The 22,732-nt window shown below is 67.2% G+C and carries 19 protein-coding genes, 1 other RNA gene and 1 pseudogene; 9 read left to right on the top strand and 12 right to left on the bottom strand.

The window, feature by feature from the left end:
- The first annotated feature begins 69 nt into the window (after window positions 1-69).
- The 3 genes from ACSSV8_RS07060 to ACSSV8_RS07070 all read left to right on the top strand — a co-directional run bounded on the left by ACSSV8_RS07060 (window position 70) and on the right by ACSSV8_RS07070 (window position 2,765).
- Complete coding sequence (locus tag ACSSV8_RS07060; protein WP_354539614.1) at window positions 70-729, top strand: hypothetical protein; 660 nt, start codon at window positions 70-72, stop codon at window positions 727-729.
- Between the two features lie 90 nt (window positions 730-819).
- A complete protein-coding gene (locus ACSSV8_RS07065; RefSeq protein ID WP_354539615.1) occupies window positions 820-1,983 on the top strand; it encodes an alpha-hydroxy acid oxidase in 1,164 nt (387 codons plus the stop codon).
- A 155-nt stretch (window positions 1,984-2,138) separates the two neighbouring features.
- Entirely contained in the window at window positions 2,139-2,765 is a 627-nt protein-coding gene (locus ACSSV8_RS07070; RefSeq protein ID WP_454281966.1) for a 50S ribosomal protein L25/general stress protein Ctc, read from the top strand.
- Between the two features lie 54 nt (window positions 2,766-2,819).
- Here ACSSV8_RS07070 and ACSSV8_RS07075 read toward each other — a convergent pair whose 3' ends face one another.
- Window positions 2,820-3,008 (bottom strand): hypothetical protein, encoded by a 189-nt coding sequence (locus tag ACSSV8_RS07075; RefSeq protein ID WP_454281967.1) that lies wholly within the window; start codon window positions 3,006-3,008, stop codon window positions 2,820-2,822.
- Here ACSSV8_RS07075 and ACSSV8_RS07080 point away from each other — a divergent pair.
- Genes ACSSV8_RS07080 through ACSSV8_RS07090 form a run of 3 tightly spaced genes read left to right on the top strand, consistent with a single transcriptional unit; the run spans window position 3,007 to window position 5,322 of the window.
- Window positions 3,007-3,303: a virulence factor gene (locus tag ACSSV8_RS07080; protein ID WP_454281968.1), complete on the top strand. Its 297-nt coding sequence runs from the start codon at window positions 3,007-3,009 to the stop codon at window positions 3,301-3,303. The two genes, ACSSV8_RS07075 and ACSSV8_RS07080, sit on opposite strands and share 2 nt — an antisense overlap.
- A gap of 30 nt (window positions 3,304-3,333) precedes the next feature.
- Entirely contained in the window at window positions 3,334-4,260 is a 927-nt protein-coding gene (locus ACSSV8_RS07085) for a methylenetetrahydrofolate reductase (RefSeq protein WP_354539618.1), read from the top strand.
- Between the two features lie 3 nt (window positions 4,261-4,263).
- Entirely contained in the window at window positions 4,264-5,322 is a 1,059-nt protein-coding gene (locus ACSSV8_RS07090; protein WP_354539619.1) for a methyltetrahydrofolate cobalamin methyltransferase, read from the top strand.
- Between the two features lie 30 nt (window positions 5,323-5,352).
- Here ACSSV8_RS07090 and ACSSV8_RS07095 read toward each other — a convergent pair whose 3' ends face one another.
- Both ACSSV8_RS07095 and ACSSV8_RS07100 read right to left on the bottom strand, forming a co-directional pair.
- Window positions 5,353-5,958, bottom strand: coding sequence for a ferric reductase-like transmembrane domain-containing protein (locus tag ACSSV8_RS07095; protein WP_454281969.1), 606 nt, complete (start codon window positions 5,956-5,958; stop codon window positions 5,353-5,355).
- Between the two features lie 5 nt (window positions 5,959-5,963).
- The gene (locus ACSSV8_RS07100) at window positions 5,964-6,437 is read right to left on the bottom strand and encodes a twin-arginine translocation pathway signal (protein WP_454282008.1); all 474 of its coding nucleotides are present in this window, start codon (window positions 6,435-6,437) and stop codon (window positions 5,964-5,966) included.
- A 217-nt stretch (window positions 6,438-6,654) separates the two neighbouring features.
- Between ACSSV8_RS07100 and mnmH the strand changes: the two genes are divergently transcribed.
- The gene (gene mnmH / locus ACSSV8_RS07105; RefSeq protein WP_454281970.1) at window positions 6,655-7,692 is read left to right on the top strand and encodes a tRNA 2-selenouridine(34) synthase MnmH; all 1,038 of its coding nucleotides are present in this window, start codon (window positions 6,655-6,657) and stop codon (window positions 7,690-7,692) included.
- Between the two features lie 2 nt (window positions 7,693-7,694).
- Here the strand turns inward: mnmH and dusA are convergent, their stop codons facing one another.
- Complete coding sequence (dusA, locus tag ACSSV8_RS07110) at window positions 7,695-8,684, bottom strand: tRNA dihydrouridine(20/20a) synthase DusA (protein ID WP_354539622.1); 990 nt, start codon at window positions 8,682-8,684, stop codon at window positions 7,695-7,697.
- A 311-nt stretch (window positions 8,685-8,995) separates the two neighbouring features.
- Entirely contained in the window at window positions 8,996-9,262 is a 267-nt protein-coding gene (locus ACSSV8_RS07115) for a heparinase II/III domain-containing protein (RefSeq protein WP_354539623.1), read from the bottom strand.
- On the opposite strand from ACSSV8_RS07115, the pseudogene ACSSV8_RS07120 reads away from it, so the two are divergent.
- Window positions 9,224-9,638, top strand: a pseudogene (locus ACSSV8_RS07120) (UDP binding domain-containing protein); the annotation flags it as partial. The gene ACSSV8_RS07115 and the pseudogene ACSSV8_RS07120 overlap by 39 nt on opposite strands.
- A gap of 155 nt (window positions 9,639-9,793) precedes the next feature.
- On the opposite strand, the gene ssrA reads toward ACSSV8_RS07120, so the two are convergent.
- From ssrA to ACSSV8_RS07155, 7 genes are all read right to left on the bottom strand, one after another.
- Window positions 9,794-10,149: a transfer-messenger RNA gene (gene ssrA, locus ACSSV8_RS07125) on the bottom strand.
- Window positions 10,150-11,511 carry a cytochrome P450 gene (locus ACSSV8_RS07130; RefSeq protein ID WP_454281971.1) on the bottom strand — a complete coding sequence of 454 codons (1,362 nt, stop codon included), beginning with the start codon at window positions 11,509-11,511 and terminating at the stop codon, window positions 10,150-10,152.
- The gene (locus ACSSV8_RS07135; RefSeq protein WP_354539625.1) at window positions 11,508-12,701 is read right to left on the bottom strand and encodes a hypothetical protein; all 1,194 of its coding nucleotides are present in this window, start codon (window positions 12,699-12,701) and stop codon (window positions 11,508-11,510) included. The genes ACSSV8_RS07130 and ACSSV8_RS07135 overlap by 4 nt, the downstream gene beginning before the upstream one ends.
- Before the next feature lie 97 nt (window positions 12,702-12,798).
- A complete protein-coding gene (locus tag ACSSV8_RS07140; protein WP_454281972.1) occupies window positions 12,799-14,004 on the bottom strand; it encodes an HlyD family type I secretion periplasmic adaptor subunit in 1,206 nt (401 codons plus the stop codon).
- Entirely contained in the window at window positions 14,001-16,130 is a 2,130-nt protein-coding gene (locus ACSSV8_RS07145) for an ATP-binding cassette domain-containing protein (protein WP_454282009.1), read from the bottom strand. Before ACSSV8_RS07145 ends, ACSSV8_RS07140 begins: the two co-directional genes overlap by 4 nt.
- 26 nt (window positions 16,131-16,156) lie before the next feature.
- Entirely contained in the window at window positions 16,157-17,449 is a 1,293-nt protein-coding gene (locus ACSSV8_RS07150; protein WP_454281973.1) for a TolC family protein, read from the bottom strand.
- Window positions 17,450-17,524: 75 nt separating this feature from the next.
- Entirely contained in the window at window positions 17,525-21,301 is a 3,777-nt protein-coding gene (locus ACSSV8_RS07155) for an Ig-like domain-containing protein (protein WP_454281974.1), read from the bottom strand.
- A gap of 257 nt (window positions 21,302-21,558) precedes the next feature.
- On the opposite strand from ACSSV8_RS07155, the gene argE reads away from it, so the two are divergent.
- Window positions 21,559-22,722, top strand: a complete 1,164-nt coding sequence (gene argE / locus ACSSV8_RS07160) for an acetylornithine deacetylase (RefSeq protein WP_354539629.1) — start codon at window positions 21,559-21,561, stop codon at window positions 22,720-22,722.
- The last annotated feature ends 10 nt before the right edge of the window (window positions 22,723-22,732 follow it).

The raw sequence follows: 22,732 nt of genomic DNA on the forward strand, positions 1-22,732 counted from the left end.
GTCTGGTCTGTAAACGGTTGAACAAAATGTCATCGAGCAACGAGCACATCAGCCAAGAGGCCAAGAACCATGATCAGGCAGGAATTTGGCGAGATCGCCGCGCTTGAATACCACGCCCCCCCGGACATGGACTTTCCCGACATCGTCGAGGAATTCGACATCGCCTCGCGCGAGTTGGCCACACAGGTGCGGCGCCTGACCTGGGACGGGAACGATGTCGCGCTCATCGACCGCGAGCGCGTGCGCATCGCACTTGGCTGGTTGCCGCCCGCGCGCGCGGATCATCCTTATTACCTCGTCATCGCCGTGGGACCGCCTGCCCGCAAGAAGACCCCCGGGTTTGATGCCGTGGCCTATTCGGTGCTGCTGAACCGCGCCGTGGAGCGAGTGAAAGCCTATCTGCCCTATGATGCAATCCTGCGCGGTCCGGCATCTCGCCCGGTGGGCAGCACCCTCATGGATCGCTGTTTCGACCTGCTCGGGGCAAGCGCGCCGACCCTCTCGGAAGAGGTCATGGCGGCTGCGCGGGAGCGTCGCGCGCGCGCCGCGGGCGGCGGCTGGGCGGCAGGGGCCATGGACGCGGGTAAACTGCCGGCCGTCGCCTCCGTGCCGATGCGGCTGACGATCGTGACGCTGGGGCTGACACTGACCCTCCAGGCCCCCCCGATCGGCATGGCGCTTCTGACCTATACTGCCCTGCGCGAAGCGCAACCGCTTCTGGGGAGTTGAGAACAGGCACGCTCCCCGCCCGTGCACCCGAGATTGCGCGCGCGCCCCGGCGCTGATAAGCCCGTCTTGCCAATGTCCGGAGTGCCGTCCATGCCCGTCATCACCAATATCGACGATCTCAAGAAGATCTATCGCCGCCGCGTGCCGAAGATGTTCTACGACTACGCGGAATCGGGCAGTTGGACCGAACAGACCTTCCGCGAGAACACCGGTGATTTCGCGCAATTGCGGCTGAAACAGCGCGTGGCCATCGACATGACGGGCCGCAATCTGGCAACCACGATGATCGGGCAGCAGGTGACGATGCCGGTGGGCCTTGCGCCCGTGGGCCTCACGGGCATGCAGCACGCTGATGGCGAGATCAAGGCGGCGCGCGCGGCGGAAAAATTCGGTGTGCCGTTTACCCTCTCGACGATGTCGATCTGCTCCATCGAGGACGTGGCGGAGAACACCGAAAAGCCGTTCTGGTTCCAGGTCTACACGCTCAAGGACGACGATTTCATGCAGCGCCTCTTTGACCGCGCGAAGGCCGCCAACTGCTCGGCGGCGATGATCACGGTCGATCTTCAAATGCTCGGGCAGCGGCACAAGGACCTCAAGAACGGGCTTTCCGCCCCGCCCAAGCTGACCGTGAAATCCATCGCCAACATGATGACCAAGGTGCACTGGGGCCTTGGCATGCTGGGCACGAAGCGGCGCAGCTTCGGCAATATCGTGGGTCATGCGAAGGGCGTGACAGATCCCTCCTCGCTCTCCTCCTGGACGGCGGAGGCCTTCGATCAGGCGCTCGACTGGGACCGCATCCGAGTCTTTCGCAAGATGTGGGACGGCCCGCTCATCATCAAGGGCATCATGGATGTGCGCGACGCGCGCGAGGCGCTCAACGTCGGCGCGGATGCGATCATCGTCTCCAACCATGGCGGGCGGCAGCTTGACGGCGCGCTTTCGGCCATCCGCGCCCTGCCCGAGATTGCCGAGGCCGTGGGCGACAGGATCGAGGTGCATTTCGACAGCGGCATCCGCTCGGGCCAGGACGTGCTCAAGGCGCTGAGCCTCGGTGCCAAGGCCACCTATATCGGGCGCTCCTTTGTCTATGGCCTCGGTGCCATGGGCGAGGCGGGTGTGACCCGCGCGCTTGAGGTGATCCGGAAGGAACTCGATACCACGATGGGGCTTTGCGGGCGGCGCGACGTGCATGATCTGGACCGCGATGTGCTGCTCATCCCCAAGGGCTTCATCGGCGACTGGGCGTGAGTGCCACAAGCGGCGCAAAGTGAGTATTTATGGAACGATGAAGCCGGGCCACGGGTATTTTGCCCCTTTCCAAGCGGGCGGGCTTGGGGTATGCGCACGGCTTCATGCGGGGTGACAGCCTTGGAGGCATCCCGCTTTTGCCAAGGAGAGAAAACATGGCTGGAGAAATTCCTGATCTTCACGCCCAGGAACGCACGGGGACGGGCAAGGGCGCCGCTCGGGCAGCACGTCGTGCAAACATGGTTCCGGGTGTCGTCTATGGCGGGGATCGCGATCCGCTGCCGATCGAAATGCCGTTCAACGTGCTCTTGAAGCGGCTCAAGAAGGGGCGGTTCAAATCGACGCTCTTCAACCTCAAGGTCGATGGCCACGAGGATGTGCGCGTGATCTGCCGCGACGTGCAGCGCGACGTGGTCAAGGACCTGCCGACGCATGTCGATTTCATGCGCCTGCGCCGCACCACGCGGATCAACCTGTTCATCCATGTCGATTTCATCAACGCGGAGGACTGCAAGGCCCTGCGCAAGGGCGGCGTGCTGACCGTGGTGCGCCCAGAGGTCGAACTGAACGTGCTGGCGGGCGACATCCCCGATCACCTGACCGTGGACCTGTCCAAGATCGAGCGGGTCGGCGATGTGGTCACGATCAGCATGATCGATCTGCCCGAAGGGGCCGAGCCGGTGATCAAGGACCGCGATTTCGTGATCTGCAACATTTCCGCCCCCTCGGCGCTGCGCTCGCAGGGCGAGGACGAGGATGAGGGCGAGGCCGAAGAGGCCTGAGCCCCCCCAAACGACAGGACATACCGGGCAAGGCAGGCCGCCTTGTCCGGTTTTTCATTGCGCGCGCCGAAGCAACGCGCCGCCCATGATGATCTTGAGAATTTTTCCGATCCCGCGCCATGGCCCCGCCCGCGCAGCGCGGTTAGATTGCCTGCGTCGCTGCTTGATCCCTTTGCGTCGAAATCCGACACCGCGCGCGTCGGGTGGTGGATTACTGAGGGGCACGGAAAAGGAATCGGCCATGGTTGATGTCACTATCGTCTACTGGCGGGATATTCCCGCGCAGGTCATCGTCGGCAAGGGGCGCCGTGGCGCCAAGGTGCAACTGCCCGAGCGTTTCGAGCAGGCCATCGACCGTGCCGCGATGAAGACGGGCGCGGCGGGCACCGACGCCTATCTTGCGGAGTGGCGCAAGGCCGAGCCCTATGCCGTCGAAGGGGATCAGGACGAGGTGGCCCGTGCCGAGGCCGCAAGGATCGATGCCCACTACGATCAGGACCGCCTCAAGGCGCTGATCGCCAATGATGGCTGGGCATGAATGCGCCCCGGATCGCTATGGGAGGCCGCGATGGCACTTTTGAATTTCAGACGGCGTGAGACGACGACCCCGGCGAACGGGCAGGTGGAGGCCTTTCTCGAGGGCTATTCCATCGAGGTGATGCCGCGCACCGCCGAGAAGGTCGAGGATTTCCGCGAGCTGCTGCCGCGCGGCACCCGTGTCTATATCGCCCATATCGAGGGCACGCCGATCGAGGACATGGTCGCCACCGCCAAGCGCCTTTCGCGCGAGGGCTATCCTGTCATGCCGCATTTCCCGGCGCGCATCATCAAGGACGCGGCCACCCTCCGGGACTGGATCGCGCGCTATCAGGGCGAGGCGGGGGTCGAGCAGGCGCTGCTTCTGGCAGGTGGCGTGGCCACGCCGCATGGCGATTTCCATTCCTCCATGCAGCTTCTGGAGTCGGGTGAGTTCGGGAAGGCCGGCTTCAAGCGGCTGCACGTCGCGGGCCACCCCGAGGGCAACCGCGATATCGACCCCGATGGCGGCATGAAAAACGTCGAGGACGCGCTGCACTGGAAACAGAAATTCTCGGAAACGACCGATGCCGAGATGGCGCTGGCCACGCAATTCGCGTTCGAGGCCGGACCCATTGTCAAATGGGCCGAAGGCCTGCGCGCGGCCGGTATCCGCCTGCCCATCCATATCGGCATCGCGGGGCCTGCGAAATTGCAGACGCTGATCAAATTCGCTATTGCCTGCGGTGTGGGGCCGTCGCTCAAGGTGCTCCAGAAGCGCGCCATGGATGTCTCCAAGCTGCTTCTACCCTATGAGCCGACCGAGGTTCTGACGGCGCTTGCCGCGCACAAGGCCGACAACCCCGAGAGCCTGATCGAGCGCGTGCATTTCTTCCCGCTTGGCGGGATCAAGGCCAATGCCCAATGGGCCATCGACAACGGCGGCGCCTCCGGTGTGCCCGCCAGCAAACAAGGATAGACCATGACCCGCACCATCGTCGAGAGCAAGACCAGGACCGCGATCATCGGCTTTGACGAGCCGTTCTGCGTGATTGGCGAGCGCATCAACCCCACGGGGCGCAAGAAGCTCGCGGCCGAACTGGAGGCGGGGGATTTCTCGACCGTGGAGTCGGATGCCATCGCGCAGGCTGCCGCTGGCGCGACCGTGCTCGATATCAACGCGGGCGTGGTCTACAACTCCAACCCCAACCCCAACGAGACCGAACCGCCCTTGATGACGCGGATGATCGAGCTGGTGCAGGGGCTGGTCGATCTGCCGCTCTGCATCGACAGTTCCGTGCCCGCGGCGCTGGAGGCGGGGCTGAAGGCCGCGCATGGCCGTCCACTGCTCAACTCGGTGACGGGAGAGGAGGAGCGGCTTGAATACGTGCTGCCGCTGGTGAAGAAATACAACGTGCCGGTGGTGGCGATTTCCAACGACGACACCGGCATTTCCGAGGACCCGGACGTGCGCTTTGCCGTGGCAAAAAAGATCGTCGAGCGCGCCGCCGATTTCGGCATCCCGGCCCATGATATCGTGGTCGACCCATTGGTCATGCCGGTGGGGGCGATGGCGACGGCGGGGCTTCAGGTGTTCACGCTGGTGCGCCGCCTGCGCGAGGAACTGGGCGTCAACACCACCTGCGGGGCGTCGAACGTGTCTTTCGGGCTGCCCAATCGCCACGGCATCAACAACGCCTTCCTGCCCATGGCAATCGGCGCGGGCATGACAAGCGCCATCATGAACCCCATCGCCCTGCCGGTGAAACAGGCCGAGATTGCCGCGAAAAAGGCCGAAGTGGCGGCGACCGGTCTGATCCTGCCCGAGGACATGGATGACGAGACCTTCTGCCAGCTTTTCGGTCTGGGCAGCACCAAGGCGCGCCCGGGCAAGGAGATGGAGGCGATCATGGCCGCCAATTTCCTGATGAACAACGATCCCCACGGCGGCAACTGGATCAAGTTCAACAAGGCCCCCCCCAAGCCGGGTGAAGAGGCCCGCACCGGTGGCCGCGCCGGAAGCCGCCGCCGCCGCGCCTGACGCGGACACGGGGGGCCGAAGGCCCCCCGGTCATGCGCCCCGGCGCCGCAGCAGCCGCCATATACGCAGATCGCTCAGCACCTTGGCGGTGGCGACAACGGTGAGAGCGCAGAGAACGGCCTTGGTCACGGTGCCCATGGTCCCCTCGATGAGCAGGGCGTGGGCCGCGCTTGTGACCACGACAAGCGCCACGATGCCGCCATGGCCAAGCCGCCAGACCCGAGGGCGCAACCGCGTGCGCACCAGCGCCAGCAGCGCGGCGGCAAACACCCCCCACATGGCAATCACCCCCCAGGGCGCGAAGGGCGCGGGCGAGCGCAGAAGCAGCGCGTCGATCGCATCGGGCGGGCTTGTGATCCAGAGGCCGACCACATGGCCGATCACCGCGACCAGCAGCGCCACGCCGGTCAGCCGGTGCACCCGCCGCCCGCGCCCCGGCCCAAGCCCCGGAAGATAGCCCCCCGCCAGGAGCGGTTGCAGCAACATGAGCGCCATGGCCACCACCCCGGCAAAGCCCGCCGCGATATAGACCGGCTCGCGCCAGGCCAGCAGCGGGCTTGTCGCGGCCACGACAAGCGGGGCACCCACGGCAACCGCAAGACCGCCCCAGATCAGGATCGCCCTGCGCGCGGTCATCCCGTTCAGACAGGCATGAGCACGAAATCCGCCGTCAGGCTCGTGTCGCGCGCGCTGGCCATGACCGGGCGCAGGGACACCGTCTCGAACGCGCCGCTGTCATAGGCGAGATGCGCGTGAGGCTGGCCGAAGGCCGGCACGATCTGCGGCATCTCGAGGCGAAAGACGCCATTTGCATCGGTCAGCGTCGCGCCGTGGCTGTGGGGGTCGCGCTCGTGCCCCTCGGTGGTGTGCGCCCAGATCTGGATGCGCTGGCCGGGCAAGGGCGCGCCGTCGCCCGCACGCCGCACGGTCCCGCTCATCCAGAAGCCGCCGCCGCCGATCCGCTCGACAATGGGCGCGTCGGGCAGATAGTTGTTGGCCCCGCCCCGCATCGTCCGCGTGGGGGCCAGCCCCTTGGCCTGAGCGGGCACCATGAGGCCGGTGGCCGCGAGCGCCGCCGCCCCGGCAAGGACGGTCCGGCGGGTGGGTGTGATCATGACCATCTCTGTGTCTCCTTCAGTTCAAGGAAATCGGGGCGATGCCAGGGGCGCGCCATGTCGGGCGCGCCCGCCGCTCCGCCCACGTCTTTTGCCTCAAGATAGGAGGGCCACGCGCCGGGACAAGCGCGGTGACGGCAGCAAGGCCGCCGCGGCCCCTTGCGCCCGGTGCGCGCGGCGGGCATGGAAGGCGCATATCCATTGCAAAGTCCCGCCCATGCCCGTCCGTCTCAGCAGCCTTCCAGAGCTCGCCGCCCTGCCCTTTGACGAGGTCATCGACGTGCGCGCGCCGTCGGAATATGCCGAGGATCACATCCCCGGCGCAATCAGCCTGCCGGTCCTGTCGGATGCCGAGCGCGCCCGCGTCGGCACGATCTATGTCCAGCAGGACCGCTTTCTGGCGCGCAAGATCGGTGCCGCGCTGGTCGCGCGCAATGCCGCCGCCTATCTTGAAGGCCCGCTTGCGGATCGTCCGGGCGGCTGGCGTCCGCTGGTCTATTGCTGGCGCGGCGGGCAGCGGTCCGGCTCGTTCACCTCGATCCTGCAACAGATCGGCTGGCGGGCGGATGTGATCGAGGGTGGATATCGCAGCTATCGCCGCCTTGTGGTCGCAGCCCTCTACGACAGCCCCCTGCCCTGCCCGGTCGTGCTGATCGACGGCGGCACAGGCACCGCCAAGACACGGCTTCTGGCGCATCTCGAGGCGGCGGGCGCGCAGGTGCTCGATCTCGAGGCGATGGCGGGGCATCGCGGCTCGCTCTTTGGTCTCATGGGCGCGGCACAACCCTCGCAAAAGGCGTTCGAGAGCACGCTTGCGGCGCGTGTGGCCGCGCTCGACCCGGCCCGCCCGGTCTTTGTCGAGGCCGAAAGCGCGCGCATCGGGCGCATCACCCTGCCGCCCGCGCTCACCACCGCGATGAAATGCGCCCAAAGCCTGCGCATCGCCGCGCCGATGACCGCCCGCGTCGGCCATATTCTCAGCGAATATGCGGATCTGATTGCCGATCCCGACCGGCTCGATGGCATCCTTACCCGGCTGGTGCGTTATCATGGCCATGCGCAGGTCGAAGCGTGGCGCGCGCTGGCAACCGACGGGGCCTTCGCCGCCCTGGTGGAGGACCTGATCCGCACCCATTACGACCCGCGCTACACGCGCATGTCCCGCACCGGCGCGGATGCCACGCTTACCCTGCCCGACCTGAGCGATGTCGCGCTCGCCGCCACCGCGCGCCGCATGATCGACCGGCACGGCTAGGCTCACGCCGCCGCGCGCGCCACCTGCCCCAGCGCTGCCTCAACGAGTTCCGGCCCCGCGCCGGGCCGCACCGCCCCCTCCGATAGCATCCGCCGCCAGCCCCGCGCCCCGGGACGGCCCGCGAAGAGGCCCAGCATGTGCCGCGTGATCTGGTGGAGCCGCCCGCCCGCCACAAGATGCGCCTCGATATAGGGCAGCATCGCGCGCACCGCGCCCTCGGGCGTCGCATCCGGCCCCGGCGCGCCGAATATCCGCCGGTCGGCGGCGCACAGGATATCGGCAGGCTGATGATAGGCCGCGCGCCCCACCATGACCCCGTCAAGCCCCGAGGCCAAGAGCGCCTCGGCCGCGTCAAGCGAGGTAATACCCCCATTGATCGAGATATGCAGGTTCGGAAAAAACATCTTCATCCGCTGCACCAACCCGTAATCGAGCGGCGGGATTTCGCGGTTGTCCTTCGGGCTGAGCCCGTCCAGCCAGGCCTTGCGCGCATGGATGATCACCCGCGTCACCCCCGCCGCCACGATCCGTGCGAGAAACTCCGGCAAGACCGCCTCCGGGTCCTGCTCGTCAACGCCGATGCGGCACTTGACCGTGACCTCGCGCGGCTGCGCCGCGATCATCGCGGCACAGCACTCGGCCACCAGATCGGGCGTGCGCATGAGCACGGCGCCGAAGGTGCCCGACTGCACCCGGTCGCTGGGGCAGCCGCAATTGAGGTTGATCTCGGCATAGCCCGCCTCCGCCCCCAGCCGCGCCGCCCGCGCCAGTTCCTCCGGGTCCGACCCGCCCAGTTGCAGCGCGACGGGATGCTCCTCGGGGCTGTGATCGAGCAAATGCACCGCCCCGCCCCGCACCAGCGCGGGCGCGGTGACCATCTCGGTATAGAGAAGGGTGTGACGGCTGAGCAGGCGGTGCAGATACCGGCAATGCCGGTCGGTCCAGTCCATCATCGGCGCCGCAGACAATCTTGCATGTTGATTTATTTGCATTTTTTGTGTATCTTCAAACTGTTGGCGGCGGATGCTGCTACGCTGGACTACGCCCCAGTATCCCCGAATTTGCCCCGTCTCACGACTCATTGCACACATGAGCCGCACACGAAAATGGCCTCCATCTACCCACGCTCCCCTCCGGTGCCTGACCTTGGTCCAGATCAGACGAAAGGGTGGCTCACGCGAGCGAGACGGCCCGAAGCCGCGACGACGCCCATCGCTGGGCCCTGCCCGAGCGGAGACCCGGGTGGATCAGGGGCTGGCGCCGAACAAGTCGTCCGTCTCCCGCCTCCAGACCTTTGGCGACCTCATCGATCTTCATACACCCGCCCCCCATGCAGGGACAGCTCAAAACAAAGGGGGTCGGCATGGGCATGGCCGGGCAGATAGTCCGGCCCGATCCGGGCCAGATCGGCGATCAGCACGGCGGAGCCACGCGTCAGGCGGATATAGCCCGCGTTCGGGAGATGGAGGAGATCGGGCAAGCGTGGTGGCACGGGGAAGCCAAGTCTTGCCGCATAGTCGAGACGACGGTCATGGGGATGGACGGACGCATCGGAAACAAGTTTCTTCATGCAGGTCCGGGATACGGCGGGTCCTGCTTTCCAAAAGACACGTCCGCACTTGCGCGCATCGGCCAAGAGCACGGAATGCCGATGCGCATCACCGAGACGGTCATGCTGGTCAATGACGCCGTCAAGCGGCGCATGCTCGATAAAATCATGGACTTGTGTGGCGGCACCGTGAACGGAAAACGGATTCTCATTCTCCGCGTGACCTTCAAGCCAAACACGGACGACATGCGAGAAGCGCCTGCCCTGACAATTGTCCCCGCGCTTGTCGGCGCAGGCGCAATGGTATCGCCAACAATGGCGGACTTGCGTAACATATACCAATGAAGCAGATGCGATAGCGGCCGGGTTCCCGGCCTATACAAGTGTCGGGAGATGACGGAAAGCAGCGATATGCAATGCGCCGCCTTGCCCCAAGGCCGCGTTACCCGCGAAAGCGACTGCGCGAACAAATCGGCGAAGCGCAGGTAGCGATCTGGGAACATGCAAAGCAAAAAATTACAGCGATTCAGTCACTTGTCGGTCGCAAATGAAAGTGCAGGCTTCTGTTGCCAGGTGCCTGCGAACCCCGCCTTACCTTGCTAGAGGCAAGGGCTTCAGTTTTCGGTTTGGTTACTGCTTACGCAGCAACGGCCACCGGAGCACGGTTGTCATTTGCAACTGTACGTTTCGGACCGATAACGGTGGTACCTCACCGGGACAAAGCATAACCCCTTTAGACGTTCGTCGATCCTGTTTCGACCCCGTGATCCCCAAATGAAGGATGTCTGGTGGAGTCGCCGGGTACCGCCCCCGGGTCCGATCCGCGTATTACGAGCGCGTTTATGTCCATAGTCCCCGTTGCCGGGAACACTTCGAACATAGGGGCATCCCGCCCGCTTGGCTAGGGGTCAGCGCGGCGAAATCGACAGCCATATCCCGTCGCGCCCGCGCACCGTCAGATGCGCCACCGGCATCGCCGGACGATCCTTGACCACCTCGAACCTGAAGCCGCGCACCAGCATCGCCAGCAAAAGCGGCCCCTCGATCATGGCAAACCCCGCCCCGGTGCAGACGCGCGGCCCCGCCGAGAACGGCATATAGGCGCGGCGCAGACAGTCCCGCCCGTTCTCGGTGGCGTAGCGCGCCGGATCAAACTCGTCGGGCCGCTCCCACAGCCGCTCGTGCCGGTGCAGGTGCCAGGGGCTGAGCACGACCTGCGCGCCGCGCGCCACGTCGCGCCCGCGAAACTGTTCGCGGCAGGCCGCCTCGCGCACCATCATCGGCACCGGCGGATAGAGGCGCAACGTCTCGCGGAACACGTCCCGCGCGCGCCTGAGCCGCCCCATATCGGCGAACTCGGGCGCGCGCGGGCCGAACACGGCTTCGGCCTCCGCTGCCACCCGTTCCTGCCAATCGGGGAAAAGCGCCAGCAGATAGAGCGCCCAGGCGAGCGCGGAGGCACTTGTTTCATGCCCCGCCAGAAAGAAGATCGCCACCTGATCGACCATTTCGGCGGTATCGAACCGCGCGCCGGTTTCGGGGTCGGGCGTGGTCATGATCTTGGTCGCCAGATCGTCGGGCGCGCACCCTGCCGCGATCTCGGCCATGCGCTGCGCCACCAGCCCCTCGATCAGCGCGCGGATGCGCCGCGCCGTCGCCACCGTCTTGCGCCGGTGAAAGCGCGGAAACCAGCGCGGCAGCGGCACGAAGGCGGCAAGGTTCAGCACCGGCTGCGTGCGCTGATGCGCCTTGAACTCGGCAAAGACCTGCGCCGCCGTCGCGTTCTCGATCGGGAGCGAAAAAAGCGTGCGAAAGATCACATCGGCCGCCGCGTGGCTGGTATGTTCCTCGATCTCTACCGGCGCGCCATCCGCGCGGCCCGCCAGTCGCGCCACCGCCCCCTGCCCCGCCGCGACCATCGCCGGGAAGGTGTCGCGCAGCCGCCCGCCCTCGAACGCCGGGTCGATGATGCGCCGCTGCCGCCGCCACTCCGCGCCATTGGTGACGAAAACTGACCGCCCCAAGAGCGGGCGCAACCCCTCGGATACCCGTTCCGACTTGGGGAAATCGCCGGGCCGTTCCTTCAGCACCAGATCAATCAGCGCCGGATCGTTGCAGAGATACGAGCGGAAGAACGGCGTGCGGAACTCGGCCATCCAGGCCCGGTAGAGGCGTGCGGGCTGCGCCGAGAGGATATCGTCCCGAAAGAGGCGCATGTAACGCCAGAGCGACACCCGCGCCGCGCGCGCGGGCGGTTTGGGCGGGATCATGGCGCCACGCTCCGATAGCCCGACACTGCCCGCTCGATCCGCGCAGGCGAGGGCGCGCGCCCCGCAAACCGCGCGGCCAGCGTCTGCGGCCCCGCCGTGACCGCGAAATAATCGTAACCGTTGGGGTGATCGAAGGCGCACAGATACTGGAAATGCAGCCGGAAGAACCGCCACCGCAAGGCGCGCCACCGCTCCGCGCTCAGCGTCCGGGTGAAGGCCGCCGAGATGACCAGCGGCCAGCGTTTGCCCGCAGGGGCCACGCCCGACACCGCCACCGGATCGCACAGCGCAAAGGCGCAGCCATCGCCGGGGGCGGTCACATCGAGCCAGAACACCTCGTCGCGCGTGCTCAGAAATTCCAGATCGGCCCGGAGCCGCCAGGCACGCGGCAGGAACGAGACCATCGGCACCACCTGCCCGAGACTCAGGAAGCCGAGCGCGGGGCCTTTGTCGGGCACGCGCCCCGCGCGAATGAGATCGGCCAGCACCGAGACCGCCAGATGCGCCCCCGACGAATGCCCCACCAGAAGCACCTCGTCGCTCTCGCCCGAGAGCGCCTCGGCGATGGCGTCGCCGAACGCGGCCAGCCGCGCCTCAAGCTCGGGCGGATTGGCCCCCAGATAGCGCGCGGAATAAGCGTAGTCGTGCATGAGATACCAGGCAAAGAACCGGCCATCGAGCCGCCGGAACCCCTCCAGCACCAGCGGCACGGCCATGAGACCAGCCCAAGCCGCCCACGGATGCCAGAGCGCCAGCGCGCGGCCCGCCAGCCACGCGGCCAAGAGCGCCAGCCCCAGTTGCACAAGCAGGAATCCCACCGGATAGAGCGCCGCAATCACCGGCCCCTTGCGCAGCCGCATCAGCCGAAAGAGCGCGCCGGTGCCGATATAGGCCGCCGCCGTGCGCAAAAGTTGCAGATAGGTGGCCAGGATCCCCTGATCCATGCTGCCCTTGACGATGTCGGACCAGACCAGCACCTCGACGCGGGCCTCGACCGGCAGTCCCTCGATCCGCGCGCGCACCTCCCAGCCGAACCGCGCATTGCCCTGCGCGGGCGCAAGCGCGATCTCGTGGCCCGAAACCTGTGCCTGCGCGGCGGCCTCCTTGCGGTAAAGCTCGCGGTAGCGGCGCGGCGGGATCGGGTCATAGCCGGGGATATAGAACACGCGGCGGCGGCGAACGACGCTCATGATCCGCCCCCGTGCCGCCTCGTGCCGCTGTCTGTCGCAAACCCGTCCATGCGCGCACCTTAGCCTGCGAATCCGGCAAGCTTAAGGCCCCAAGGCGTCAAGGTTCGCGCAGCGCCTGCTGGCTCTTGTAAAGCGGCTTGAGCAGGTATTGCAGGACCGTCTTTTCGCCGGTGTGCAATTCCGCCTCCGCCTGCATCCCCGGCCTGATCTCTATCCCCGCCTGCCGGGGGGTGAGCGCGTCCATGTCCACCCGCAGCGTCACCTTGTAATGCGGATCGCCATCGGGGTCGCGCGCGCGCTCATCCTTGAACGTGTCCGCCGAGATGAAATCCACCCGCCCCTTCAACGTGCCCCAGATCGTGTAATCATAGGCAGTGAGCTTGATCGTCGCCTCCTGACCGCGCCTTATGTTTGCGATGTCGCGCGGGGCGACGCGCGCCTCGACATGCAGCGCCTCGTCAAGCGGGATGATCTCCAATATCTCCTCGCCGGGCCGCACCACGCCGCCGATCGTGGTGATCTTTACCGTGTTGACCACGCCGCGCATCGGGCTCAGCAGAACCGTGCGGTCCAACTGATCCTGACTGGCGCGCAGGGTCTGCCGCAGCGTCGCCAGCTCGCGCAACGTCTCGGCATAGGCCTCGGCGCGCTCAAGCTCGGCCTGCGTGACGATCTCCTCATAGCGTTTGGCGGCGTCGGCATGGGATTTGCGCGCCCGCGTCACCTCGATCAGCGCCACGATCTTCTGATCGAGCAGCCGTTCCAGCAGGCGCTTTTCCTCCGCCGCCTGTTCCAGCACGCGCTTGGCCCCCTCACTGCGCTGGACGAAATCCTCCTGCCGCGCCTTCAGGAGCGTGCGCTCCGAGGCCACCATCTCGGGCACCCGCGTGGCCAGGGCCGCAGGCACCGTCACATCGTATTGCCCCGCAAGCTCGGCCTCGAGCCGCAACTGGCGCACCTCCAGCCCCGCAATCTGTGCGCGCAGATCCTCCACCTCGGTCATGAAGCGCGTGTCATGGAGCCGCGCCAGAACCTGCCCGCGCTCGACGACATCGCCCTCGCGCACCCGGAGTTCGGCCAATATCCCGCCTTCGAGGTTCTGGATGATCTGCGGCCGCGAGTTCGAGATGAACACACCCGGCGCACGCACGATCTCGTCCACCCAGGCAAGCGACGCCCAGAGGACAAAGGCCCACACCGCCAGCGCGCAAAGCCAGATGGTCAGGCTCGGCCCCCCCATCCGCGCATTCAGATCGGCGATCATGCCGGTGGCGCTGCGCGTCTGTCCGCCCGCGTCGCTCATCTCGCCCCCCCTGCGCCCGCCTGCGCCAGATGCGCCAGAACCTGATCGCGCGGCCCGTCCACCGCCATGCGCCCCGCCTGCAATATCAGCGTCCGCGTGGTCAGGCTCAGGATCGGCATCCGGTGCGTGGCGATCACCGCCGTGCGCCCCTCCAGCCATGTCTCGAGCCGGCTCACCAGCGTGCGCTCGAGCGTCTGGTCAAGCGCCGCCGTCGGCTCGTCGAGCAGGCACACGCGCGGATCCTGCAACCACAGCCGCGCCCAGCCGATCGACTGCCTCTGTCCCTGGCTCAGGCCCTGCCCGCCATCGAGGATCTCCAGATCAAGCCCCTTGGCATGGCCGCGCACGAAGAGCCCCAACCCCGCGAAATCGAGCGCGGCCATCAGCCGGTCATCGTCACGTTCCATCAATGTCAGGTTGAGATTGTCGCGCAGTGTGCCCGCGAACAGCCGCACATCCTGCCCCAGATAGCCGATACCGCGACGCAGGTCGCGCGGGGCGATCTGACCCATATCCGTGCCGTCGATCAGGATGCGCCCCCTTGTCGGCGCATAAAGCCCCGACAGCAGCTTGAGAAAGGTCGATTTGCCCGATCCGTTGGTGCCCAGCACGGCCACCCGCTGACCGGGCTGGATCGCCAGCCCCGCGATATCGAGCACCGGGGCCGCGCCCTCCTCATAGCTGAACTGCACCTCGTGAAGCTGATAGCCCCCGTCAAGCCGCGCGCGCCGCAGATAGCTGCGCCCCTCGGCCTGATCCTGCTCGGCCAGCGCGATCCGGTCCAGACCCGTCAGCGCCGTGCGCACATTCGACCACCGCGCCAGCGTGCCCGAAAGCTGTGTCAACGGCCCCAGCGTGCGCCCCGACAGGATCCCCACCGCAATCAGCGTGCCGACCGTGAACTGACCGGCAAAGACCAGATAGGTCCCGGCGATCACCGCCGCGATATAGGTGGCCTGTTGCATCCCCTGCGACCAGGCCGTCAGGGCCGACCCCAGCCGTCGCTGCTCGCTCGATTTCAGCGCCTGAAGCGCCGTCAACTCGGCCCAGAGTCTGCGAAACCGGTCTTCGGCGCGCTGCGTCTTGAGGGTGTCAAGCTCGAACACCGCCTCGTGCAGAAGGCGCGCGCTGCGCACGCCCGCGCCCTGCATCTCCTCGGTCAGGCGCATCATTCGCCGCTGCATCAGCAGACCCGGCAGCACCATCACGACCGCGCCGGCAATCAACACCCAGACCACCGGTCCCGCGATCCCGGCGACCAGCAACAAAAACAGCACCACAAAGGGCAGATCGGTCAGCGTTCCGATGGTGGCGGCGGTAAAGAACTCGCGCACCGAACCGAATTCGCGCATCGCGCTGAAGAGCTGCGACGGCCCCTTGCCCGCCAGCTCCGAACGCATCCCCAGGATGCGATCCATCAGCAGGCGCTGCACGTTCAATTCCACCTGCCGTCCGGCCCCGTCAAGGATCTGCGCGCGCGCGGTCTTGAGCGCGCCCTCGAAGAGCAGCGCCAGCGCAGCACCGCCCGCCAGCACCCACAGCGTCGCCTCCGACTGGTGCGGGATCACCCGGTCATAGACCTGAAGCGCAAAGAGTGCGACCGCCACGGCCAGCAGATTGGCCACGAACGACCCCAGAGCTATTTCCGCGACATGGCGCCTGAGCGCGCCGAACTCGCCCCAGAACCAGTGCTTCGGCGCGTCAGGCAGATCGAGCGAGGCCGCCGGGGCCTCGGCCCGCAGCACCCGGCCCGCGAAATGGCGCCTGAATTCGGCCTCGGGCACCTCCGCGCGGGCATCAGGTGCCTCCGGCTCGTGGACCGTGACGATCCCGCGCGCCTGTTCCAGCACCAGAACCAGCCGCCCGCCGGTCATCTCGGCCAGCGCGGGCCACAGGTCCGGTGCCGGGGCCGCGACACGCGTTTCGTGCACGCTCAGCCCCGCCGCGCGCAGCCCCGCCGCCAGCGCCTCGGGCGCGGGGTCGATCCCGGCCATGGCCTCGCGCAGATCGACCTCCACAGCGCGCTGCCCCAGAAGGGACACGTGCGCGCTTGCCAGGCGCACGCGCGCCCCGAGCCGCCCGCCGCCGGGCGTGGCGAGGGGCCTGCCCGCGCCGCCCCCCGGCATCACGCTCAGATTGGCGGGCGTGTCGGTCAAATCCGGCTCCCTTCCGCCAGCACGCCAAGATGCGCCGCCAGTTCCAGCCGCGCGCGCGCCAGTTCGTATGTCAACGCCAGCGCCCGCGCCTGCCGCTCGGCAAAGGTTTCATAAACGCCGACCACATCCATCACCTGCCGCTGCCCGCCGTCATATTGCCGCTGGAAGAGGTCCAGGTTGGCGCGCGCCTGATCGCGCAACGCGCCCGCCTCGATGGCCTGCCGCGTCAGCGCGTCAAGCCGCGCATCCAGACGCCGCACCACCCGGTCGCTGTCCTCTGCGGCCTGCGCGCTCCGCCGCGTGGCGGCCTCCTTTTCGGCCTCGAGCGCGCGCAACTCCGCGCCGGTGCCGAGGCCCCAAAGCTGTTCGGTGCGCAACCGCACCGCGAAATCCGTGCTGCCGCCGCCCACCGTGCCGCCCGCGACCACGCCGGGCAGGAACCCCGCCCGCGCCACCATCGCTTCGGCCACATCGCGCTCGGCCTCGGCCTCGGCGCGCAGGACCGACAGCGCAACCGGCCCCTCGGCCACGCGCACCTCGCTCAGCCCGCGCACCCCGTCCATGGGCCGCGCCGCCATCGCCGCCAGTTCGGCCAGCGCCGTGCGCTCGGCCTCGGCTTGCGCGGCCATAACCTCGCGGATCTCGGCCAGCCGCGTGCGCAGCACCGTCAGGTCCGAGACATCCGACACGCCGCCCTTGACGCGCTCGGACATGATCCATTCGAAATGCGCCATATCCTCGAGCGTCTGCGCCTCAAGCGCGCGGCGCTCGCGTGCCTGCTCGGCCTCGAGATACAGCGTGAGGCCCGACAGAACACGGTTGTTCACATCCTGCGACAGCGTCACCGCCGCCACCTCCACATCCGCGGCGGCAAAGGCGCGCTCGGCCTTCTTGCGTCCATTGTCGAAAAGAACCTGCTCGATAATGAGCTGGCCCACCACGTCGCTCAGGCTGGTGAGGCTGATATTGGGCCCGATCCTGGGCAGCCAGTTCTTGGATGCGGCCTCGGCGCGCAGACGCGCGCTCAGGAGATCGGATTCGGCGCTGCGGCTGTAGCCGTCGAGCACCGCGCGCGCCACCTCGTGGAAACTGCCGCCCTCGGGCAAGGCCGAGCGCCGTGCCCGCAGATCGCTGATGAGCGGTGAGGCATCGCCTTGCAGGGCGCGCACGCTGTCCGGACCCGCGCCAAAGCGCGAGACCTCCGCGCCACCGCCGCTGCCTGCCCCAAGACAGCCCGCCAGCATCAGGCATGTGCCCGCCGCCGCCAGACCTCTTGCAACCCTCACCATACCCTGCCCCCTGACCGCTTTGGGCCTGTCATTGGAGGCGCGCCGCCCATCCGCACGGCGCGCCCCGGTATCGTCTCAGGTGACAACCTGGATGTCGCTGTCCACAACCACCGTGGCATCGTTGCCCAGCGTGTAGATGTCAAAGCTCTGGCCATCCACCGTGGTCGCGCCCTGCGCCTGCGCGCCGGTGATCGTCACGCGGTCATCCGCCCCGCCCTGCACCAGCACGGTATCGCCATTCTCCGACAGCGCCCGGATCTGCGCCTCGGTCAGGGTCAATTGCGCCTGATCCCCGAACCGAAGGTCGATGGTCTCGATATTGAACGCGCCCAGATTGGGGTTGGCGATATTGACCACCTGCGTCGCGGTCTCATCAAGCACCACATAGGTCGAGGCGGCGTTGCCCCCAGCATCCGTCGCCGTCACCACAAGCTGCGAGCCGTCCGGGATGGCCAGCGGCCGCCCGGCACCGTCGAGAAAGAAATAATCCGTCTCGCCGGTGAACGGGTTGTCCTGCACGCCAAGGTCAAGCTCGTTCACCGCCCCGCCCGCATCGACCCGGTGGATGGAAATCGCGTCATCGCCGGTCTCGACCGTGGCATTGCGATAGCCGTTGCCCTGCCGGAAATAACCAACGATCCCCGGCGTGTCCGGCGCGATCATGTCGAGCGTGAACCCGTCATTGATCACCGCCGTATTCCCGGCCCAGTCGGTCGCGGTCACGACCATCCCGACCGAGCCCTCGGTCACCGGCACCTCGCCCGCGGGCACCACCAATGACCAGTTGCCGACACCATCCACCACCGCATCATAGAGCCCGCCAAAGACCGCGACCTGTGCGGTCGATCCCGCCTCCACGCGCCCCGTGAGCGTCAGACCCGATGCCGCCTCGGAGAGGTTCACGACATTATCCGCTGTCACCGGCCCGGCATGGTCAAGCCGGTTCACCAGCGTATCAACCTGCACCGTATCGCTCAGCGTCGCGGTGTTGCCCGCGCGGTCCGTGACCTCCACCAGAAGGCCCGCCACCCGCTCGCCCGACGCGATTTCACCCGGCCCGAACCGCGCGGTCCAGTTGCCCGCCGCATCGACAACGGCCTCATGGCGCACCCCGTCGATGGTGATGAACACCCGGCTGCCGGGCTCTATGGTGCCGGTCACGTTGAAACCGCCGGTGGCGATGTCGTTGTTGATCACGTCGCGCCCATCCGCCCCGATGGCGATATTGAGATCACGCAGGCTCAGGTTCTCGACCACCGTATCGACGTGCGCCGTGCCCTCGACCCGCGCCTCGTTGCCCGCCGCATCGACGGTGCGCGCAGTCACGACCGGATCATGGGTGCCGCGTGTGATCTCGCCGCTGGCATAGGTGCTCTGCCACCGGCCCGCGCCATCGGCGATGACCGTATGCTCCACCCCGTCCAGGCTTACGATGACACGCGCGCCCGGATCGGCCTCGCCGGTGACGCGCACGCCCGCATCCGCTTCGGCGGCGTTGATCACCCCGTCCCCGCCGATCGAGGCGGCGTTGAGCATGAGATGCCCGGCTTCGGTATCCACGAGGATCGGCAGGCGCAACTCGGACGTGTTGCCCGCCGCGTCCGTGGCCACCGCAACCGCATCCTGGCCATAGGTGCCGCCGGGGATCTGCGCGCCGGTGAACGTGGCGCTCCAGGTGCCATCGGCACTCACCACGGCATTGACCTGCGATCCGGCAAAGCTCACCACCACGCTCGATCCCGGCTCGACCCGCCCGTTGAGCGTAAAGCCGCCGCCCTGTTCGGCGGCGTTGATCACGCCGTCCGCGCCACCCGGCGTGCCTTGCAAGGTGAAATCGCGCACCTCGGTATCGATCCGCACCGTGCCATTGACCTCGCTGCGGTTGCCTGCCGCGTCCACGGTCATGGCCCGAACCGGCGCATCATATTCGCCCCGCGCGATCCGGCTACCGAAGAAACCGGCGGTCCAGTTGCCCGCGTCATCGGTGACCACCGTGCGGGTCATCCCTGCAAAGCTCACCTCGACCACCGCCCCCGGTTCGGAGGTGCCGGTCACGGCCACAGAGCCGCCCGTCTCGGCAAGGTTCACGACCCCGTCGCCGCCGACCGCGCCCGCGTTGAGGCCAAGCGCATTGGGGTCGGTATCCACCGACACCGCCTGCCGCAACTCGCTGACGTTGCCGGCCGCGTCGGTCGCCACCGCGACCACCTCGCCGCCATAGGTGCCAAGCGGGATCTGGCCCGCCCCGAACGTCGCCGTCCAGGTGCCATCGGCGCTCACCACGGCAGTCACCTGCGACCCCGCAAAGCTCACCACCACGTTCGATCCCGGCTCCACCCGGCCCGACATGACAAAGCCCTCGGGCTGCTCGGCGGCGTTGATCACGGCATCCGCACCACCCGGATTGCCAACCATCTCGAAGCGGTTGACCAGCGTATCGACGTTGAAACTGCCGCTTGTGCTGCTCTCGTTTCCGGCGGCATCGACCGTATGCGCCGTCACCGTGGCAAGATACTCGCCCGCAGGCAGGCTGCCCGCCTCGTAGATCGCCGTCCAGGTGCCATCCGCGCCGGTCGTGACCTCACGCGCCACGCCCTCGACGCGGACCGTCACCACCGCGCCCGGCGTCGATGTGCCGGTGACCGACACCCCGCCTGCGGCCTCGGTGAAATTCACCACGCCATCGCCACCGACCGCGCCACCGTTGATCGTGATCGGGTGCGGCACCGTGTCGATGATCACTTGTTCGGTCACCACCGTGGAGTTGCCGAAACTGTCGCGCGCCGTGACCTCGACCGAGACGTCACGCTCGCCTCCCGGCACGTCGGCGGGGTCGAACACCACCTGCCAGCGGCCATCGGCCCCCACCACCGTCTCGGCGCGCGCGCCCTCGATGACCACGGTGATCGCGGCACCCGCCTCGCCGGTGCCGCCGATCTCGACGCCATCGCCGTGATCCACCAGATTGACGACATGTCCGCTCGCCGCCGTCCCCTCATCCACGCTGACCGCAGGCGGGGTCAGGTCGATCTCCACCGCCGGGCCATCGAGCACCGTCTCGCGGCCGTCCGGCTCGGTCACAATCACCGTGACATCATGCAGCCCGTCGGACGGGAAATTTCCGCCCGAAAACTCCGCAACCCAGTCGCCATTCTCATCGGCCGCCACCGTCACCTCACGGTCGCCGACCGTCACCACAACCTCGGAGTCGGGCTCGGCCCGCCCGGTGATCGTGACCGAAGGGTCAACAACCTCGTCACCGCCGATGACGATCGGCCCCGGCTCATTCACCGACGGCTCGATCCGCTCACGCCCGCCGCCGCCGCCGCCGCCGCCGCCACCGCCAACCAACGCCGCCGCCCCAAGGCCCGCGGCTCCCGCCGCGCCAGCCCCCAAGAGACCGCCCCCGCCCAGGAGCGCCGCGCCCAGCATCGACACGTCCTGATCCGATGTCACCGCCGCCACATCGCTGCCGCCGAGGAAAATAAGCTCGTCATCAGGGCTCCACTTGCCCCATTGCGCCGTCGGTCCATATTGCGCATAGACGGCACCATCGCCCCCCTCGATCAGGGTCACCTCGTTGAGATAGCCGTCGGCGCTGATGAAAAGGCGGCTCTCCGCCTGCCCGCCTGCACCATAATACCCCTCGAGCACCACGATCCGCCCGTCCGAGAGCGAAATCACGAGGTTCTGGCCATCGCGGCTGTAGCCACCGATTTCCGTCTGCCGAAGATTCAGGGAAATTTCCTGGCCGCTCCCGGCGGGAATGACGGTCACACCGTCCTGCCCCGGAACCGAACCATGGCTTGAAATGCCCGCATTTGTGCGGACGACATAATCAATCGCCTTCATGACACCACCACTCTTGCCTCAGATACACGCGCAATTTCGCGCTTTTTATGTGGGCTCAAAATAGCCATATTTGCCCGATCTCGCCAGAGTTTTGTTCGTCGTCTGAACCATTTTCGCGTTTTTCGCGCTCTGGTTGTCGTTTGGTGCCGCCAGGGCCGCTAACCTGAGTCCATTTTGCAACAGGGTGCCGCGCGCGCCTCTTGACGTGGCCGCCCCGGCTTTCCACTCTGCGACAGTCATCAATGTCCCGAGGGTCCATGCGCACGCATCTTGCCGATACCGTCTCGCTCCTGCGCGACCTCATCGCCTTCCCGACCATCTCGGAGGTCAGCAATCTCGACATGATCGCCTATCTTGCGCACCGGCTCGAAAGCTGCGGCGCGCGGGTCGATATCTTTCACGACGAGATCGGCCACAAGGCCAACCTCTTCGCCACCATCGGCCCCGAGGTGGATGGCGGTATCGTGCTCTCGGGTCATTCCGACGTGGTGCCGGTGGCCGAACAGGACTGGGCCACCCACCCGTTCGAGCTGGCCGAGGAGGGCGGGCGGCTCTACGGGCGCGGCACCTGCGACATGAAGGGCTTCATCGCCGCCGCCGTGGCCATGGCCCCGCTCTTCGCCGAGAAGGTGCGCGCGCGCCCCGTCCATTTTGCCTTCACCTATGACGAGGAAGTGGGCTGTTTCGGCGCCCAGGCCCTGGTCGAGAGCCTGCGCGCCCGTGGCCTGCGCCCCGGCGTGGCGATCATCGGCGAGCCGACCATGATGCGCGTGATCGAGGGGCACAAGGGCTGCTATGAATACACCACCCGGTTTCACGGTCAGGCGGGCCACGGCTCTGCCCCCGACCGGGGCGTGAACGCGGTCGAATACGCGGTGCGCTATGTCAACCGCTTGCTGGAACTGGCCGAGGCGCTGCGCGCCCGTGCGCCCGCCAGCAGCCGGTTCGATCCGCCCTGGACCACGATCAACACCGGCTCGCTCAAGGGGGGCGTGGCCCATAACGTCATCGCCTCCAACGCCGCCGTGGAATGGGAAATGCGCCCGGTGCAGGCTGTTGATGCGGCGTTCGTCAAGGAGGACCTGCGCCGCTATTGCGAGGAAATGCTGCTGCCGCGGATGCGCGCCATCTGCCCCGAAGCCGAGATTGTGACCGAGGTGATCGGCGAAGTGGACGGGCTGGAGCCGACCACCCTCAACGAGGCCCGCGATATCCTGCTGGAACTCACCGGCGCGAACGGGGCCGATCTCGTGCCCTTCGGCACCGAGGCGGGGCTTTTCCAGAGCTACGGCATGTCGGCGGTGGTCTGCGGCCCCGGCTCCATCGACCAGGCGCACAAGCCCGACGAATACGTGGCGCTCGACCAGTTGCAGCACTGTCTCGACATGCTGGGACGGCTTGGAGACAAGCTGGCAGCGTGACGCGCCCGCC

This window comes from Roseovarius sp. MBR-79 (assembly GCF_053628555.1).